The organism is Stenotrophomonas sp. PUT21, assembly GCF_052232875.1.
GTDB lineage: Bacteria > Pseudomonadota > Gammaproteobacteria > Xanthomonadales > Xanthomonadaceae > Stenotrophomonas > Stenotrophomonas maltophilia_N.
In genome coordinates this window covers 781610-799071 of the sequence record NZ_CP197645.1, presented here as the reverse complement: position 1 = coordinate 799071, position 17462 = coordinate 781610, and the positions used below count along the sequence as shown (strand labels likewise).

At 67.0% G+C, this 17462-nt stretch carries 20 protein-coding genes; 14 read left to right on the top strand and 6 right to left on the bottom strand.

Annotation, left to right across the window (positions count from 1 at the left end; genetic code table 11):
* Window positions 1-113 precede the first annotated feature (113 nt).
* Window positions 114-3089 (top strand): excinuclease ABC subunit UvrA, encoded by a 2976-nt coding sequence (uvrA, locus tag ACTT2I_RS03805; protein ID WP_088432135.1) that lies wholly within the window; start codon window positions 114-116, stop codon window positions 3087-3089.
* A complete protein-coding gene (locus ACTT2I_RS03800; protein WP_421100612.1) occupies window positions 3086-3493 on the top strand; it encodes an acyl-CoA thioesterase in 408 nt (135 codons plus the stop codon). Before uvrA ends, ACTT2I_RS03800 begins: the two co-directional genes overlap by 4 nt.
* Before the next feature lie 74 nt (window positions 3494-3567).
* Here ACTT2I_RS03800 and ACTT2I_RS03795 read toward each other — a convergent pair whose 3' ends face one another.
* A complete protein-coding gene (locus tag ACTT2I_RS03795) occupies window positions 3568-4011 on the bottom strand; it encodes a copper chaperone PCu(A)C (protein ID WP_293980016.1) in 444 nt (147 codons plus the stop codon).
* A 34-nt stretch (window positions 4012-4045) separates the two neighbouring features.
* Here ACTT2I_RS03795 and ACTT2I_RS03790 point away from each other — a divergent pair, with 34 nt between their 5' ends.
* The 4 genes from ACTT2I_RS03790 (at window position 4046) to ACTT2I_RS03775 (ending at window position 7687) form a co-directional block, all read left to right on the top strand.
* Window positions 4046-4825 (top strand): enoyl-CoA hydratase/isomerase family protein, encoded by a 780-nt coding sequence (locus tag ACTT2I_RS03790; protein ID WP_293980015.1) that lies wholly within the window; start codon window positions 4046-4048, stop codon window positions 4823-4825.
* A gap of 146 nt (window positions 4826-4971) precedes the next feature.
* Window positions 4972-5880: an acyl-CoA thioesterase II gene (gene tesB, locus ACTT2I_RS03785; RefSeq protein WP_176990062.1), complete on the top strand. Its 909-nt coding sequence runs from the start codon at window positions 4972-4974 to the stop codon at window positions 5878-5880.
* A 1-nt stretch (window position 5881) separates the two neighbouring features.
* The gene (locus ACTT2I_RS03780; protein ID WP_421100613.1) at window positions 5882-6391 is read left to right on the top strand and encodes a putative signal transducing protein; all 510 of its coding nucleotides are present in this window, start codon (window positions 5882-5884) and stop codon (window positions 6389-6391) included.
* An 87-nt stretch (window positions 6392-6478) separates the two neighbouring features.
* Window positions 6479-7687: an RNA polymerase sigma factor gene (locus tag ACTT2I_RS03775; protein WP_421100614.1), complete on the top strand. Its 1209-nt coding sequence runs from the start codon at window positions 6479-6481 to the stop codon at window positions 7685-7687.
* Between the two features lie 57 nt (window positions 7688-7744).
* Here the strand turns inward: ACTT2I_RS03775 and ACTT2I_RS03770 are convergent, their stop codons facing one another.
* The gene (locus ACTT2I_RS03770) at window positions 7745-8350 is read right to left on the bottom strand and encodes an EF-hand domain-containing protein (protein WP_421100615.1); all 606 of its coding nucleotides are present in this window, start codon (window positions 8348-8350) and stop codon (window positions 7745-7747) included.
* A 154-nt stretch (window positions 8351-8504) separates the two neighbouring features.
* On the opposite strand from ACTT2I_RS03770, the gene ACTT2I_RS03765 reads away from it, so the two are divergent.
* From ACTT2I_RS03765 to ACTT2I_RS03755, 3 genes are all read left to right on the top strand, one after another.
* Window positions 8505-9260 carry an arginyltransferase gene (locus ACTT2I_RS03765; protein ID WP_088432128.1) on the top strand — a complete coding sequence of 252 codons (756 nt, stop codon included), beginning with the start codon at window positions 8505-8507 and terminating at the stop codon, window positions 9258-9260.
* Between the two features lie 37 nt (window positions 9261-9297).
* A complete protein-coding gene (locus ACTT2I_RS03760; protein ID WP_088432127.1) occupies window positions 9298-10503 on the top strand; it encodes an endonuclease/exonuclease/phosphatase family protein in 1206 nt (401 codons plus the stop codon).
* 168 nt (window positions 10504-10671) lie between these two features.
* Entirely contained in the window at window positions 10672-10908 is a 237-nt protein-coding gene (locus ACTT2I_RS03755; protein ID WP_088432126.1) for a hypothetical protein, read from the top strand.
* Window positions 10909-10944: 36 nt separating this feature from the next.
* On the opposite strand, the gene purT is transcribed toward ACTT2I_RS03755, so the two are convergent.
* The gene (gene purT, locus ACTT2I_RS03750; protein WP_088432125.1) at window positions 10945-12132 is read right to left on the bottom strand and encodes a formate-dependent phosphoribosylglycinamide formyltransferase; all 1188 of its coding nucleotides are present in this window, start codon (window positions 12130-12132) and stop codon (window positions 10945-10947) included.
* 131 nt (window positions 12133-12263) lie between these two features.
* Between purT and ACTT2I_RS03745 the strand changes: the two genes are divergently transcribed.
* From ACTT2I_RS03745 to ACTT2I_RS03725, 5 genes are all read left to right on the top strand, one after another.
* Window positions 12264-13133, top strand: a complete 870-nt coding sequence (locus tag ACTT2I_RS03745; RefSeq protein ID WP_421100616.1) for an SPFH domain-containing protein — start codon at window positions 12264-12266, stop codon at window positions 13131-13133.
* A gap of 88 nt (window positions 13134-13221) precedes the next feature.
* On the top strand, window positions 13222-13401 hold the full coding sequence (locus tag ACTT2I_RS03740) for an Arc family DNA binding domain-containing protein (RefSeq protein ID WP_088432123.1): 180 nt from the start codon (window positions 13222-13224) through the stop codon (window positions 13399-13401).
* A complete protein-coding gene (locus tag ACTT2I_RS03735; protein WP_088432122.1) occupies window positions 13398-13586 on the top strand; it encodes a DUF4177 domain-containing protein in 189 nt (62 codons plus the stop codon). The genes ACTT2I_RS03740 and ACTT2I_RS03735 overlap by 4 nt, the downstream gene beginning before the upstream one ends.
* Window position 13587: 1 nt before the next feature.
* Entirely contained in the window at window positions 13588-14130 is a 543-nt protein-coding gene (locus ACTT2I_RS03730) for a PH domain-containing protein (RefSeq protein ID WP_088432121.1), read from the top strand.
* A gap of 9 nt (window positions 14131-14139) precedes the next feature.
* On the top strand, window positions 14140-14949 hold the full coding sequence (locus ACTT2I_RS03725; protein WP_088432120.1) for a M15 family metallopeptidase: 810 nt from the start codon (window positions 14140-14142) through the stop codon (window positions 14947-14949).
* A 15-nt stretch (window positions 14950-14964) separates the two neighbouring features.
* Here ACTT2I_RS03725 and ACTT2I_RS03720 read toward each other — a convergent pair whose 3' ends face one another.
* From ACTT2I_RS03720 to ACTT2I_RS03710, 3 genes are all read right to left on the bottom strand, one after another.
* Window positions 14965-15639 (bottom strand): DNA-3-methyladenine glycosylase family protein, encoded by a 675-nt coding sequence (locus ACTT2I_RS03720; RefSeq protein ID WP_088432119.1) that lies wholly within the window; start codon window positions 15637-15639, stop codon window positions 14965-14967.
* Window position 15640: 1 nt separating this feature from the next.
* Entirely contained in the window at window positions 15641-16012 is a 372-nt protein-coding gene (locus ACTT2I_RS03715; RefSeq protein ID WP_088432118.1) for a DUF423 domain-containing protein, read from the bottom strand.
* Between the two features lie 103 nt (window positions 16013-16115).
* Window positions 16116-17195, bottom strand: a complete 1080-nt coding sequence (locus ACTT2I_RS03710; protein ID WP_088432117.1) for an SRPBCC family protein — start codon at window positions 17193-17195, stop codon at window positions 16116-16118.
* Window positions 17196-17462 lie beyond the last annotated feature (267 nt).

Here is a 17462-nt window from a genome sequence, read left to right as displayed (position 1 = left end):
CAAAGTCCGCGATTGCCCCCAAATCCCAAGCTCGGTAGGCTGACCGATTGCCGTTTCCGATTGCCCCACCCGCTTGCCGGCTCCCTGAGCCGAAGCCCCACAACGGATCCCCCATGGCGATGGATTTCATCCGCATCCGCGGCGCGCGGACGCACAATCTCAAGAACATCGATCTCGACCTGCCCCGCGACAAGCTCATTGTCATCACCGGCCTGTCCGGCTCGGGCAAGTCCTCGTTGGCGTTCGACACCATTTACGCGGAAGGCCAGCGTCGTTACGTGGAGTCGCTGTCGGCCTATGCCCGCCAGTTCCTCAGCGTGATGGAAAAGCCGGACCTGGACCACATCGAGGGCCTGTCCCCGGCGATCTCGATCGAGCAGAAGTCGACCTCGCACAACCCGCGTTCGACCGTCGGCACGATCACCGAGATCTACGACTATCTGCGCCTGCTGTACGCCCGCGTCGGCAGCCCGCGCTGCCCGGACCACGGCTACCCGCTGGAAGCGCAGACCGTCAGCCAGATGGTCGACCACGTGCTCACTCTGGACGCCGAGCAGCGCTACATGCTGCTGGCCCCGGTGATCCGCGAGCGCAAGGGCGAGCACGCCCAGGTCTTCGACCAGCTGCGCGCGCAGGGCTATGTGCGCGTGCGCGTGGACGGCCAACTGCATGAAATCGATGCGGTGCCGCCACTGGCGCTGCGCCAGAAGCACACCATCGAAGCGGTGATCGATCGCTTCCGTCCGCGCGAAGATATCAAGCAGCGCCTGGCCGAAAGCTTTGAAACCGCGCTGAAGCTGGGCGACGGCATGGTCTCGGTGCAGTCGCTGGATGTGGAGGATGCGCCTGCGCATCTGTTCTCGTCCAAGTACAGCTGCCCGGTCTGCGATTACTCGCTGCCGGAGCTGGAACCGCGCCTGTTCTCGTTCAACTCGCCGGTCGGCGCCTGCCCGGGCTGCGATGGCCTGGGCATGGCCGAGTTCTTCGATCCCTCGCGCGTGGTGGTGCACCCGGAGCTGTCGCTCTCGGCCGGTGCCGTGCGCGGCTGGGATCGCCGCAACGCCTATTATTTCCAGCTGATCGCCTCGCTGGCCAAGCACTACAAGTTCGACACCGACGCCCCGTGGCAGAGCCTGTCCGAAGACGTGCGCCAGGCCGTGCTGTACGGCAGCGGCGATGAAACCATCACCTTCACCTACTTCACCGAAGCCGGTGGCCGCACCCAGCGCAAGCATCGCTTCGAGGGCATCATTCCCAACCTCGAGCGCCGCTACAAAGAGACCGAATCGGCGGCGGTGCGCGAAGAGCTGGCCAAGTACATCAGCGAGCGCAACTGCCCCGAATGCAACGGCCAGCGCCTGAACAAGGCCGCGCGCAACGTGTTCGTGGCCGACCGCGCACTGCCCGAACTGGTGGTGATGCCGATCGACGATGCGCTGAAATTCTTCAGCGGTATGACCCTGCCCGGCTGGCGCGGCGAGATCGCCGGCAAGATCGTCAAGGAGATCGGCGAACGCCTGGGCTTCCTGGTCGATGTCGGCCTGGATTACCTCACCCTGGAGCGCAAGGCCGACACCCTCTCCGGCGGCGAAGCCCAGCGCATCCGGCTGGCCTCGCAGATCGGCGCCGGCCTGGTCGGCGTGATGTACGTGCTGGATGAACCGTCGATCGGCCTGCACCAGCGCGACAACGAGCGCCTGCTCGGCACCCTGACCCGCCTGCGCGACCTCGGCAACACGGTCATCGTGGTCGAGCATGACGAAGACGCGATCCGCCTGGCCGACTACGTGCTGGATATCGGTCCGGGCGCGGGCGTGCACGGCGGCGAGATCGTCGGCCAGGGCACGCTGCAGGACATCCTGGATGCCCCGCGTTCGCTGACCGGCCAGTACCTGTCGGGCAAGCGCGCCATCGAGATCCCGGCGCGCCGGCACAAGCCCAACCCGAAGATGACCCTGCACCTGCGCGGTGCCAGCGGCAACAACCTCAAGGGTGTGGACCTGGACATTCCCTCGGGCCTGCTGACCTGCATCACCGGCGTGTCCGGCTCGGGCAAGTCGACCCTGATCAACGACACCCTGTTCTCGCTGGCCGCCAACGAGATCAACGGCTCCTCGCACCCGATCGCTCCCTACAAGGAGGTCGATGGCCTGGATCTTTTCGACAAGGTGGTGGACATCGACCAGTCGCCGATCGGCCGGACCCCGCGCTCGAACCCGGCCACGTACACCGGCCTGTTCACGCCGCTGCGCGAGCTGTACGCGCAGGTGCCCGAAGCGCGCGCACGCGGCTATTCGCCGGGCCGTTTCAGCTTCAACGTGCGCGGTGGCCGCTGCGAAGCGTGCCAGGGCGATGGCCTGATCAAGGTGGAAATGCACTTCCTGCCGGACGTGTACGTGCCCTGCGATGTCTGCCACGGCAAGCGCTACAACCGCGAAACGCTGGAGATCCTCTACAAGGGCTACAACATCAACGACGTGCTGCAGATGACCGTCGAAGATGCGTTGAAGCTGTTCGAGCCGGTGCCGAGCATCGCGCGCAAGCTGGAAACGCTGGTCGATGTGGGCCTGAGCTACATCAAGCTGGGCCAGAGCGCGACCACGCTGTCCGGCGGTGAAGCGCAGCGCGTGAAGCTTTCCAAGGAACTGTCGCGCCGCGATACCGGGCGCACGCTGTACATCCTCGATGAGCCGACCACCGGCCTGCATTTCCACGACATCGAAGCGCTGCTCGGCGTGCTGCACAAGCTGCGCGACGAAGGCAACACGGTGGTGGTGATCGAGCACAACCTGGATGTGATCAAGACCGCCGACTGGATCGTCGATCTGGGGCCGGAAGGCGGCCACCGCGGCGGCACCATCCTGGTCACGGGCACACCGGAAGACGTGGCGGCCTGCCCGACCTCGTACACCGGCCAGTTCCTGGCCAAGATGCTGCCCTCCACCAGCGCGCGCCCGGAACAGCCGGCCGCCGTGGCCAACAAGCCCGACGCCCGCCCGCCACGCAAGGCCAAGCCGGAACCGAAGAAGGCCGTGCGCAAAACCGCCGCGACCAAAGCCCCCAGCAAGAGCAAGAAGAAGACCGCATGAGCAACGAGCACAAGATCCTCGCCCGCGTGCCGATCAGCGTCCGCTGGCGCGACATGGACAGCATGGGCCACGTGAACAACGCCAAGTACATCTCCTACCTGGAAGAGGCGCGCGTGCGCTGGATGCTGGGCGTGGAGGGCGTTTCGATGACCGACCGCATCGCACCGGTGGTGGCCGCGACGAACGTCAACTACCGCCTGCCGATCGTGTGGCCCAACGACATCGTGGTGGAGCTGTTCGTCGAGCGCCTCGGCAACAGCAGCGTGACCATCGGCCACCGCATCGTAGATGAGAAGAACGAGAGCACGCTGTATTCGGATGGCAACGTGGTGGTGGTCTGGATGGACACGCAGACCGGCAAGAGCGCACCGTTGCCCGAGGCGATCCGTACGGCATCGAGCTGAGCGACTGCAGAACCGATGGAACGAAAAGGCCGCCCATGGGGCGGCCTTTTTTTCGGGTGGGCGAACGCGCACCGCTACTTCACCGCGTTGCGCACCTGCAGCATGCCATCCACCTTGCGCCCGTCTTCCAGACTGAGCCGCAACGGCAGCTGGGCCCCTGCTTTCAGCGCCACCTCCGGCTGCATCAGCATCAGGTGCAGGCCACCGGGTTTGAGTTCGACCGTCGCCCCGGCCGCGATCGGCAGGCGTTCCACCGCGCGCATGCGGCTGACGCCGTCGACCAGCGTGGTTTCGTGCAGCGACACATCGCCGAACGCCTTGCTGCCGGCACCGACCACCACCACCGCGCGGCGGCAGTCATTGCGGATCTGCCCGTAACCGGCCGCCATCGGCATCGGCCCCGGTGGCAGGCGCACCCAGCCCTCACGCACCGACACGCAGGCCGGCTCGGCGGCAGCCGCCGATGCTGCGAACGCACACAGCCCCAACAATACGCACACGAATGGTTTGGTTATCATCGGCCTCGTTCCCTGTCCGCAACGAGACTGCAGCATGACGACGCTCATCGAGGTGATCAACCATGGCCCCATCCGCGAACTGCGGCTGGCGCGCCCCCCGGTCAATGCGTTGGACACCGAGCTGTGCCGGCACCTGATCCAGGCGATCAACCAGGCCATGGCCGAGGATGTGCACGGCATCGTGCTGTCCGGCAGCGAGCGCATCTTCAGCGCCGGCATGGACGTGCCGCACCTGCTCAGCCACGGCGAGGACAAGCACAAGCTCCTCGACAGCTGGCAGGCGTTCTTCGGCGCCGTGCGCACCCTGGCCGAATGCCGCGTGCCTGTGGTCGCCGCCCTGACCGGGCATGCCCCGGCCGGCGGCTGCGTGCTGGCCCTTTGCTGCGACTACCGGATCATCGCGCGCAGCCCGGACGCCGCCCATCCCACGGTGATCGGCCTGAACGAAGTGCAGGTCGGGCTGGTCGCGCCGGAAGGCATCCAGCGCCTGATGCGCCGCGTGGTCGGCCACCACCGGGCCACCACCCTGCTGGTCGGCGGCGAGATGGTGCCGGCCGAGCGTGCGCTGCAGATCGGGCTGGTCGATGAGGTGGTTGATGCCGACCTGGTCGTGGCCCGCGCCGTGGCCTGGCTGCAGAGCCTGCTCAAGCTGCCGCGGCAGCCGATGCTGTTGACCCGCACCATTGCCCGCGCCGACCTGCATGAGGCTCTGCACGCCGACCTGATCCAGCTCGACCGCTTCGTCGAGGCCTGGTACGCCCCCGACGCCCAGCAGGCGCTGCATGGGCTGGTCGCGAGGCTCGGAAAGGGCTGACCCGCGAACGCGGACACCCCCGCAAACACCGGTAATGCCGGCCGCTGGCCGGCGCCGCGTGCGCGTGGACATGACAAGGAGCCGGCCAGCGGCCGGCACTACCGGACCCCGTATAATCGGCGCCAGTCCAACCCAGGTTGCCGCCTTTGTCCGCCACGCACGAACCCGTCGTTTCCGAGCTGATCGACCTGCTCTCGCTTGAACGGCTGGAAGACAATCTGTTCCGCGGCCAGAGCCGCGACATCGGCACCAAGTACGTCTTCGGCGGCCAGGTGCTGGGCCAGGCGCTGTCGGCCGCCCAGAAGACGGTCGAGAACGGCCGCCACGTGCATTCGCTGCACGCTTACTTCCTGCGCGCCGGCAACATCGACCACCCCATCGTCTATGACGTGGACCGCACCCGCGACGGCGGCAGCTTCTCCGTGCGCCGGGTCACTGCGATCCAGCACGGCAAGGTGATCTTCTTCTGCGCGGCCTCGTTCCAGCAGGCCGAGACCGGCGCCGAGCACCAGCACAAGATGCCGGAAGTGCCGCAGCCGGAAGACATCGAGCCGAACCAGCCGCTGCCGCAGGCGGTCCTGGATCGCCTGCCGATCAAGGTGCAGCGCTGGCTCTCGCGCGGCGGCCCGTTCGAGTTCCGCCATGTCTACCCACGCGATGAACTCCATCCGCCCAAACGTCCGCCGTACCACCAGGTCTGGCTGCGCCTGAACGAGACCGTTGGCGATGCGCCCGAGCTGCACCAGGCGCTGCTCGCCTACGCCTCGGATTTCCACCTGCTCGGCACGGCGACCTTCCCGCACGGCATCAGCTACTACCAGCCGCATGTGCAGATGGCCTCGCTGGACCATGCGATCTGGTTCCACCGCCCGTTCCGCGCCGACGATTGGCTGCTGTATTCGCTGGACAGCCCCAGCGCGCAGGATTCGCGCGGGCTGGCGCGTGGCCAGTTCTTCACCCGCAACGGCATCCTGGTCGCCAGTACGGCCCAGGAAGGCCTGATCCGCGTGGTCGATGACAGTGCCGCGGCCGCCGCCGTACCGGCCAAGGACTGACATGAGACAGATCTTCAACAGCCAGCGCGTGGAAACCGTCGAAGGCGTGGCCCAGCTGCTGCGCGACGCCGGCATCGAAGTGCGCATCACCAACGGGCGCTCGTACCACAGCAAGCGCGGCAGCCAGTTCAGCTATCTGGACAAGGAAAAGGCCACCACTCACCCGACGCTGTGGGTGGTGCATGCCGACGATCAGCCGCGCGCGCGCGAGATCCTGCGCGATGCACGCCTGCTGGAAACCACCCGCCGCGATCACCCGACCGCGCAGTTCGCGTTCCGCGACGAGGTCGCCCAGGCCGACGCACCGCGCAACTGGGCCTGGCGCATCCGCATCGGCCTGCTGCTGGTGATCGCTGCCGTGGCGATGGTGGTGGTCATGCGCCACCGCGGCGCGCCGGTCGTGGCGCCCGCCCCGGCCCCGGCGGTACAGCCAGCCGCCTCGCCGACGGCGCCGGCTGCCACGCCGCCGGAAGAAGAGGAAGTGCGGGTCCGGATCCAGCCCACCGAGTAACCGGGGGTGCCGGCCGCTGCCGGCACTCTCCGGTCACATCCCGGCCCGGCACGCGTCATGATGGAACCATCCCCGGGGGAGGACACCATGACGCCGCATCCGCTGACCACCACGCTCGAACGCGAATTGCCGGCCGCGGCCGGCGGCTGCCAGCAGTCCTATGGACGCATTGTGCTGGCCTGCCAGAACACGGTCACCGCGATCGCACTGGCGATCACCCGCGACGTGCACGCCAGCGAAGACATCGCGCAGGAGGCGTTCATCAAGGCCTGGCAGCAGCTCAACCAGCTGCACAGCCATGCCAGCTTCCTGCCCTGGCTGCGCCAGATCACCCGCAATCTCGCCCGCGACTGGCTGCGGGCCAACCGCGGCCGTCCGCTTTCCGGAGAAGCGGCCGAGATCGCCATCAACATGGCTGCCGACCCCAGCCCAAGCGCGCCGGAGCACCTGCAGCGGGTGGAAGAGGAAGTGGCGGCCGAAGAGATCATCTCGGCGCTGCCCGAAGACAGCCGCGAGACCCTGCTGCTGTATTACCGCGAAGGCCAGAGCTCGCAGCAGGTCGCCGATCTGCTCGGCCTCAGTGATGCCGCCGTGCGCAAGCGCCTCTCGCGCGCACGTGCCACTGTCCGCGAGGAAATGATGCGCCGCTTCAGCGAGTTCGCGCGCAGCAGCGCGCCGAGTGCGGCGTTCGCCACGACGGTGGTCTCGATGGTGCTGGTCGCCGCGCCCGGCACGGCCAGTGCCGCGATCCTGCTCGGCACCGGGCTGGGTACCAGCAAGCTCGGGCTGGGCGGTGCCAGTGTTTCCGGCGGTGCCGCCTTGGGTTCACTGAGTGCAGCGGCCAGCCAGAGTCACGTGCTGCCGCCGGATTTCGCCTGGGGCGCGATCGCTGGCAGCGTGGTCGGGGGCGTGCTGGGCAGCTACCTGGGGGGCCGTTACCTGCTCTCGTACGCCGAGAACGAGAGTGAGCGAACCGCCATCCGCGGGTTCGTGCACTACAGCACGTTCACTGCAATGGTGACGTGTGTCGCCGTGTTCGCCTTGAGCTTCCTGCCGCTGGCCTGGTACTGGCCCGTGGTGGCGTTGGCGATCGGGCTGTCCATGGTCAACTATCAGTGTCTCGTTCCACTGCAGCGGATCATGGCCCCGATGATCGCGCGCGATGCGGCCCGCCATGGACGCACTGGCCCGAACTGGAAATACGAGTCGCTGTACGGCCGCAAGGCGCTGTGGGTGATGAACCTGTTCGTGGTCGGCACCATCGTCTGGGCGATGTACCGGAACGGCCGCATCTGAAACAGAAAAACGCCGGTCGATGACCGGCGCTTTCGTCCTGCAGCTACAGCGGACGGCTTACTTCGCCGCCGGTGCCTTCGGCGCCATCGGCGGCTTGCCGTCGCGGTGCTTGCCATCGCGATGATCGCCACGCGGGCCACCGAACGGGCCCTTGGCCGCATCGAACTCGGCCTTGCTCAGCTGGCCGTCCTTGTTGGTGTCGGCCGCGGCGAACCAGGCATCACGATGCTGCTTCATGCGCAGCTCGCGGTCGGCCTTGTCCAGGTAGCCATCCTTGTTGACGTCCATCTCATCGAAGCGCGCGGCCAGGCGCGGATCGGCCTTGGCCTCCTCACGGCTGATGCGGCCATCCTTGTTGGTGTCCAGCTTGGCCATCCAGTCGCCGCGGCCACCCGGGCCACGTCCGTGGCGCTTGCCGTGCCAGCGCGGCAGTTCCTCGCGGGAGAGCTTGCCGTCCTTGTTGGTATCCAGGGTATCGAACTGCGCGGCCAGACGCGGGGCCTTCGCCGCTTCGGCGCGGTCGATGAAGCCATCGCCATTGGTGTCCAGCTTGGCGCGGGCGGGCTTGTCGCCGGCGGCGGGCGTATCGGCAGCGACCGCCAGGCCGGCAGCACCAGTGGACAGCAGCAGGGCCAGCAGCAGGAGGGATTTGCGGTTGCGCATGGGTAACTCCGGTTCGTGAGGGAAACTGCGTGCGGTGCGTGGCACCCACACCGGTAACAACGCGCGGGCGCCAGCACCGTTGACAGCCCGGCCGGCCGTGTTCATTTGGCAGACAGTCGCGGCGGCTGCGACGGCGCGGGGCTATGCTGTAGGCATGGCAATACACGGCGACCGCGACGACGAGCTGCGACTGTTCCAGACCGGCGACCACCCCTGTGGCTACTGGCCGGAACGGGCCGCACGCGATCTGGTGCTCGACCCCAACGATCCGCGGCTGGGCACGCTGTACCCGATGGCGCTGGGCTGGGGCTTCCGCCGCTCCGGCGATCTGGTCTACCGCCCGCACTGCGCCGACTGCCACGCCTGCGTGGCGGTGCGCATCCCCGTGGCCCGCTTCGCACCGGACCGCAGCCAGCGCCGCTGCCTGGCCCGCAATGCGGATCTGGAAGTGCGGATCGTCGCGGCCGAGCAGACCGACGAGCAGTTCGCGCTGTACCACCGTTACCTGACCCATCGCCACGCGCAGGGCGGGATGGACGAGCACGGTCCGCACGAGTTCGACCAGTTCCTGATCGGGCGCTGGTCGCAGGGCCGTTTCATCGAGATCCGCGGCCCGGCCGTGGACGGCCATCGCGGCCTGCTGCTCGCGGTCGCCGTGACCGATGTCACCCCACAAGGGCTCTCGGCGGTCTATACCTTCTTCGACCCGGACCAGGCCCATCGCGGCCTGGGCACCTTCGCGATCCTGCAGCAGATCGCCTGGGCGCGGCGCGAGCAGTTGCCGCACCTGTACCTGGGCTACTGGATCCGCGACCACCGCAAGATGGACTACAAGCGCCGGTTCCGTCCGCTGGAGGCCTACGACGGCCGCCGCTGGCACGCCTTCGATGATGAACTGGACGGCCGCTGACGCAACACTGACACCGTGCCGGGTGCAAAATAGGCGGATGAAAGCCTATCCCCTGATCCTTGCCCTGGCCCTGCTCTGCGGCGCCTGTGCCCAGTCCCCCGCCAAGACCGCCACCATGCCGGATTCCGCTTCCGCACCGCTGCGGATCGCCACTTACAACACCTCGCTGTACAGCGATGAGACCGGCGGCCTGATCGCCGAGCTTGAAGGCGACAGCGAACACGCGCGCAAGATCGCCGCCGTCCTGCAGCAGGTCCGCCCGGATCTGGTGCTGCTCAACGAATTCGATTACGACGACGCCCACCGCGCCGCCGACCTGTTCCAGAAGCGCTACCTGGAAGCGGCCCAGCCCGGTGGCGGCGAGCCGCTGCACTACGCCTACCGCTACCTCGCCCCGGTCAATACCGGTGTGCAGAGCGGCCTGGACCTGGACAACAACGGCGAGATCGGCGGCGAAGGCCGCGCGCGTGGCAACGATGCCTGGGGCTACGGCCTGCACCCGGGCCAGTACGGCATGCTGGTGCTGTCGCGCTACCCGATCGACGAGGCCAAGGTCCGCAGCTTCCAGCTGCTGAAGTGGAGCACGATGCCCGGCGCCCTGCGCCCGATCGATCCGCGTACCGGTAAATCCTTCTACAACGATCACGTCTGGTCGCAGCTGCGCCTGTCCTCCAAATCCCATTGGGATGTGCCGGTGACCACCCCGAACGGCACCGTGCACGCGCTGGTTTCGCACCCGACCCCGCCGGTCTTCGACGGCCCGGAGAAGCGCAACGCCGCCCGCAACCACGACGAACTGCGCCTGTGGCAGGACTACCTCAAGGACCGCGACACCTCGTGGCTGTGCGATGACCGTGGCCACTGTGGCGGCCTCGCGCAGGATGCGCGCTTCGTGATCCTGGGCGATCTGAACAACGACCCGGTCGACGGCGACGGCCGCCACGAAGCCATCTTGGAACTGATCGAAAACCCCCGCGTGCTGCGCTACCCGACCCCGCGCAGCGTCGGCGCTGAACAGACCAGCCTGGCGTACGCCGAGAAGGGCATCGTCCGCAAGGGCGCCCCGTTCCATGCCACCGGCGACTTCGGCCCGAAATCCGGCACCATGCGCCTGGACTACGTCCTGCCCTCGGTCGGCTTCAGCTACATCGGCAGCGGCGTGTTCTGGCCGTCCAATGACAGCCCGGAAGCCAGGATTGCCGACGGCAGCGACCACCATCTGGTGTGGGTGGACGTGAAGTAAGTCACTCCGCTCAACAGCAACGAAAACGGCGAGCCAAGGCTCGCCGTTTTTTGTTACCGCCTCGTGCTGCCGAAGCGAACATTCCGGATCGACCCACCACCGACGTCGCGTTCAATCCGCCACGGATGCCAGAATACGGACACCATCACCGTCGCAGGAAGCGCTCAGATGCATCGAAACTTCATCATCATTCTCACGGTAGGCGCGCTGCTTGTGGCGTTCATGATCGGTTGGCCGGGCATTGCGATGAATGTCATTCCATTTCCCATGATCGGCGTGCTCCCTGCATGCGTGGCCTGGTACAAAGGCTACGGGGACAAGTTCGGAACCTGGTGGCTGTACGGTTCGGTCCTTGCCCCAGTCGCGCTCATCCACGTCACCATCCTGCCCTGGGCACAGCGTTGAGGCGATCCTCCGCTTGCCGGGCGACCCACCGCACGCTTACGAGCGCAGCTCGATCCCGATAGCCTCAGCAGCCTCACGCGCAATCTTCCGCGCTGCATCGATATCCGCACCACGCGCCAGGGTCACCCCCACCCGGCGGTGCCCGTGCACGCTCGGCTTGCCGAACAGGCGCAGCGCCGAATCCGGCTGCACCAACGCTGCGGCCACATTGCTGAAGAACGGCACGCCCTCGCCATGCGCCAAAAGCGCACACGATGCCGACGGACCGCTCTGGCGGATCACCGGAATCGGCAGCCCCAGAATCGCGCGCGCATGCAGCGCGAACTCGCTCAACTCCTGCGAGGCCAACGTCACCAGGCCCGTGTCATGCGGCCGCGGCGACACTTCGCTGAACCACACCTCGTCGCCCTTCACGAACAACTCGACCCCGAACAGGCCCCAGCCCCCCAGCTCGTCGGTGATCGCCTGCGAAATTTCCTCCGCCCGTGCCAGCGCGCGCGGCGACATCGGCTGCGGCTGCCAGCTCTCGCGGTAGTCACCGTCTTTCTGCCAATGCCCGATCGGCGCACAGAACGACGTCCCACCGGCATGACGCACGGTCAGCAGCGTGATCTCGTACTCGAAGTCGATGAAGCCTTCCACGATGCAGCGCCCGGCACCGGCACGGCCGCCGGTCTGCGCGTATTCCCAGGCCGGCGCGATGTCCGCGTCCTGGCGCAGCGTGCTCTGGCCCTTGCCCGAGGAGGACATCACCGGCTTGACCACGCACGGCAGCCCGATCGCGGCAACTGCCGCACGGTACTCGGCCTCGGTGTCGACGAACCGGTACGGCGAGGTCGGCAGGCCCAGGGTCTCGGCGGCGAGACGGCGGATGCCCTCGCGGTCCATGGTCAGGCGCGCGGCACGCGCCGTCGGCACGACCCGCAGGCCCTGCTCCTGTTCCAGCTGGACCAGCGTCTCGGTATGGATCGCCTCGATCTCCGGCACCACCAGATGCGGCTTCTCCAGCGCGATCAGCGCACGCAGCGCCATCGCGTCGAGCATGTCGATCACGTGCGAACGGTGCGCCACCTGCATTGCCGGTGCATCGGCATAGCGGTCGGCGGCAATCACTTCCACCCCCAGCCGCTGCAGTTCGATGGCGACCTCCTTGCCAAGCTCGCCGGACCCCAGCAGCAGCACACGGGTGGCGGAGGGAGACAGCGGCGTACCGAGCGTGGACATGGCGGCGTTCCGGGCAACAGGGGCGGGAGGGCATTTTAGCCGCTGCGGCCGCCCGGTGGCCGGCCGGCCCGGCACTTGCAGACTGATATCAATTTGATATCTTCCAATCAACTACCCAGGGACGCCCCGCCATGAAAGAGAAGTCGATCCGTTCGCTGTCCGGCCTGCCCTTCCTGCTGCTGGTGCTGGCCCTGACCGCCGTGGCCGTGTGGATGTTCGTGGTCGGGGTGGACAAGGGAAACCGCAACCCGGCGCTGATCGTCGGCAGCCTGGTGCTGGCCACCACCGCCCTGCTCAGCCTGGTCGGGCTTTACACCGTGCAGCCCAACCAGGCCGCCGTCGTCAGCCTGTTCGGCAAGTACGTCGGCACCGTGAAGGAGAACGGCCTGCGCTGGAACAACCCGTTCTTCACCAAGGTCAAGGTCAGCCAGCGCGTACGCAACTTCGAAAGCGGCAAGCTGAAGGTCAACGAGCTGGACGGCAGCCCGATCGAGATTGCCGCGGTGATCGTGTGGCAGGTGGTGGACGCGTCCGAGGCCGTCTACAACGTGGATGACTACGAGAGCTTCGTTCACATCCAGTCTGAATCGGCGCTGCGCGCGATGGCCACCAGCTATCCGTACGACCAGCACGAAGAAGGCCAGCTGTCGCTGCGCAGCCATGCCGCCGAGATTTCCCAGCACCTCAAGGACGAGCTGGCCGAGCGCCTGGCCGATGCCGGCGTGCAGGTGATCGATGCGCGCATCAGCCACCTCGCCTATGCGCCGGAAATTGCCCAGGCGATGCTGCAGCGCCAGCAGGCCAACGCGGTCATCGCCGCACGTACGCGGATCGTCGCTGGCGCGGTCGGCATGGTCGAAATGGCCCTGGCCGAACTGCAGAAGAACGGCGTGGTCCAGCTCGATGAAGAACGCAAGGCGCACATGGTCAGCAACCTGCTGACCGTACTGTGTTCGGACCGTGGCACCCAGCCGGTGGTCAACGCCGGTTCGCTGTATTGATGCAACAGCGTGCCGACCCGAGGCCGGCACCTACCAACGCAACGCGGCGCCGAGGGGACGGCACGCGCTGTAGATAAAGGACCCCCGCATGACCGAAAAGAAAGCGTACCCGCTGCGTATCAATGCCGACGTTCTGGCGGCGGCGCAGCGCTGGGCCGACGACGAGCTGCGCAGCCTCAATGCACAGATCGAATACGTGCTGCGCGATGCACTGCGCAAGGCCGGGCGCCTTCCCAGACCCACCACCGACAAGGAGAGCAGGACATGAGCAAGCGCTGGAGCTATCTGACCGTTGAAGTGAAGCCCAACCTGATGGGGATCGTCAAAGCCGAGCAGATCCAAGAGGAACTGACCAAGCACGGCCAGATGGGCTGGGAGCTGGTCAACGCGATCAGCCTGGTATCGGCCCCTCCCTTCACGGCCTCGGTGCTGATCTTCAAGAAGGAGGCGTGAGATGGGTGCAGCCCACCCCTTCGAGGTTGCCCCATCCCCGGTCTGGCGACTGCTGTGGCTGTGGGTTCCACTGCTGCTCGTGGCCGGGCTGATGGTGGGCACCGCGCTGGACGCGCCGGAGCGTTCACACACCGAACTGTTCATCACCCTGCCGTTCCTGGCGGTGCTGGCGGCCGCGCTGACCTGGGCGTACACCCGCCGCCGCATCGTGCTGCACGAGGACACGCTGGACGTGCAGTCGACCTTCTACCGCAAGCGCGTGCCGGTGAGCGACATGCGCCTGGACGAGGCGCGCATCGTCGATTTCGCCGAGCATGGCCGTTACAAGCCTTCGATCAAGACCAACGGCTACGGGGTACCGGGCTTCCAGTCCGGGCATTACCGGATGGCCGACCGCAGCAAGGCGTTCTGCCTGATCACCGACAGCAGCCGCATCCTGCACTTGCCGCTGCGCGATGGCAGCGCCCTGGTGATCAGCCCGGAACGCCCACGTGCACTGCTTGATGCCCTGCAGGCGCTGGCCGGACCGCCGCGCGCGCACTAAGCTGGCAGCATGCGCCGATCCCCTGCCCTGCTGATCAACACCGCCGAGATCGAACTGTGGCCCGGCGGGCTGCTGCGCGCGCGCAGCTCCGCCGATGCGCGCGCCCTGGCCCGTGCGCAGTGGGTACTGCGGCGCAAGCGCGATGGACGTTACCTCGCCGTAGCCACCGCTGATGGCGTGCTTCCCCTGGTGCCGCGCCTGATGCGCGAGCCGGGCATCGAGGAGGCGCTGGACGCGCTGGACCGTCAGCTGCTGGAGCGCCGCCGCGGCCGCGCGCCCGATACGATGCTGCCCCTGAGCGGGCTGCAGCACCGCTTGGAATCCCTCGGGATCGATGCCGATGCCTACCAGGCCGCCACCGGGCTGGCGCTGGAAGCCGAACCGGCCCAGCTGCACCTGGCCGGCGTCGACCGCTACCGGCGGCCACTGTGGCTGCAGCGTGACGCCGCCCGCGGCTGGCAACGCCTGCGCGCGCGGGCCGCTGCCGATGGCATCGCCCTGGATGCGATCTCCGGTTACCGCAGCCACGATTACCAGCTCGGGATCTTCGCCCGCAAACGCCACCGCGGGCTGAGCATGGAGGAGATCCTCAAGGTCAACGCCGCGCCCGGGTACAGCGAGCACCACAGCGGCTACGCGCTGGATATCGGTACCCCGGGCGAACCGCCGGCGGAGGAATCGTTCGAGTCGACGGCCGCGTTCGCGTGGCTGGGCGAGCACGCCGGTCGCTTCGGCTTCCAGCTGAGCTACCCGCGCGACAACCCGCATGGCATCGTCTACGAGCCGTGGCACTGGTGCTGGCGACAGCCCACGCCCTGACCGGCGCGAACCGCCTCACCCCTGCGAACGGTTGGTCGTCGCTTTCGGATCCACCGTGAAATCGGCGATCCGCCACAGGTACAGGCTCGCATAGGTCCGGAACGGCCCCCACTTCTCGCCGCGGGCGAGCAGCTGCCTCGGGGTCGGCATCAGCTCGGCCTTGTCCACGCGCTGGGCGCCCTTGCGCACGCCGAGGTCATCTACCGGCAGGATGTCCGGGCGGCCCAGCCGGAACATCAGCATCATCTCCACCGTCCAGCGGCCGATGCCGCGGATCGGCACCAGGGCCTCGATGATGGCGTCGTGGTCCATCAGCGACATCCGGCGCAGGTCGGGAATCTCGCCCGCTGCCTCGCGCCTGGCCAGGTCACGCAGGGCCAGCGCCTTGTTGCCCGACACCCCGCAGACCCGCAGCCCGGGATCATCGATCCGCGACAGGGTATCGGCGTGCAGGCGGGTGCTGCCGATGGCGGTCTCCACCCGCCCGACGATGGTCGAGGCGGCCTTGCCGCTGAGTTGCTGAAACAGGATCGCCCTGGCGAGCGCGTCGACCGGATCAAAGGTTTTCGCCCAGCCGGGCGGCGCCTGGATCGGGCCAAGCCGCTTCATCCAAGTGCCCAGCCGCCGGTCGCGCCGGCTGAGCCAGTCGTGCGCCTCATCGACATCGAAACCGCGGCGGTAGCGGGGCATGTCAGCGCCTCAGGGCATTCAGGCCGTAGGCCAGCCAGCCGACCATCAGCGCGGTGCCCCCGACCGGAGCCAACTGCGTGCTGAGCTTCCACAGCGCGCCAGCCACCAGGCTGCCGGAGAACAGCAGCGTGCCGATCAGCAGGACATACAGGGCCAGTCGGCCGAGGGTGTTCTGCTGGGTCGGGCCAAGCACCGCCAGCGCCACGCCATGCCCGAACGCGTACAGCGCCGCGGTGGTCACATGCGACTGCGCCTGTGGGTCGGCGATGCCATGCGAGGCGTAGGCCGACAGCCCGACCGCGGTGGCCGCCAGCAGGCCGCCCAGGCCGGCCAGCAGGGAGGGTTTGCGCGTGCGTCGTTCCAGGTTGAGCATGCTTGCGTCCTTCAGACAGTGCCCCGCTGCCGGAGCCAAAAAAAAACGCGCCGCAGGAAGCGGCGCGTTTCAGGTCGTGCGTTACATCACGGCAACCGTCGGATTACTTGACGGCCCAGTAGATGTCGTACGTGCCTTCCGGAGTGAACGACTTTTCCACGCCGTCCTTCCAGGACTCGTACGGACGGTCGATCACTTCGTTGCCGCCGGTCACCGACCACGCACGCAGAGCGTTGCGGGCGATGTCCAGGCCGGCCATGTGGCCGGTGTAGGCCGCGTGGGCCGAACGGTGCGGAGCAACATGCACGTACTTGACCGGTGCACCACCGTCGATCTTCACCGTCAGGGCTTCGGCAGTCGCGCCTTCAGCACCCTTCTTCTTGACCGGCTGGGCCACGTCGAAGGCGTACTTCTCGGCGCCGAAATCGGTGGTGATGATGCGGAACGGACCGGCGGCTTCGAGGTTGTTGGCCTCCATGACGCGCTTGATCCACTCCTGGTTGTCCTTGATGGACTTGGTGATGGTCTCCTGGCCGCGGTCCACGTTGCCGGCGGTGACGACCAGCAGGTCCTCGGCCGGGACGTCCACGATGGCCAGATCGGTCAGCGGGGCTTCGGCGGTGCGGTAGTCCACGTTCGGCACGGTGGCCAGCATGTTGGCCATGCGCGACAGACCCAGCTTCAGGTCGTCACCGGCGTGACGGCTGACGTACAGGCCCGCGTAGCGACCGAACAGGTTGAAACCGTACTTGACGCTGTAGTCCTGCGTGATCTTGACGTTGCGGCCACCCTTGCCGGTCGGCTCCAGGGTGAACTTGGTCACCTTGTCGTGACCCTTGCTCTGGTCCTCGATGGCGATCGCCACGTGCTTGTTCTGCTCGGACTCGGTGATCACCCAGCTACCCTCGCCCAAGGAGCTTTCCTTGGAGGCGTAGTCCAGGCGTGCGCCGACGCCGGCAGCCGGGCCGGAGTACTTCAGTTCAACGGCGGGATCGCGCAGCAAGAGCGGGTTCCAGTCCTTGAAGCGGCGCAGGCTGTTGACCGTGTCGTACACGATCGTCATCTTGCGGTTGGTCTCGATGCTTTCGGAAATATGGCGCTCGCCCGGCAGACATACGCCAATGATGACGAACAGGCCAGCCACGATCCCCAAGGCGATCAGGAACTCGATAATACGGGTCATTCAGGAGTCTCCGGGGCCGATCCCACGGCCGGGTTGATTGAAGCGAAGCGCCAATCCTAGCAGGCTTCGCCGGTGTTGTTGATCAGGGTTGGCACACCGGTTTCCATGTCGGCAGCGGTTTTGCATAGACAAGGAGCGGAAAGATAACGCATCGCGCGTGTCAGCACGTAGCGGATGGACAATATTTCTTTGCCGGATTCGGCCGCCGAACCCGAAAACACCCTCGCATCGCTTGCGCTGCAAGGGTTTCACGGGATTCAGAAATTA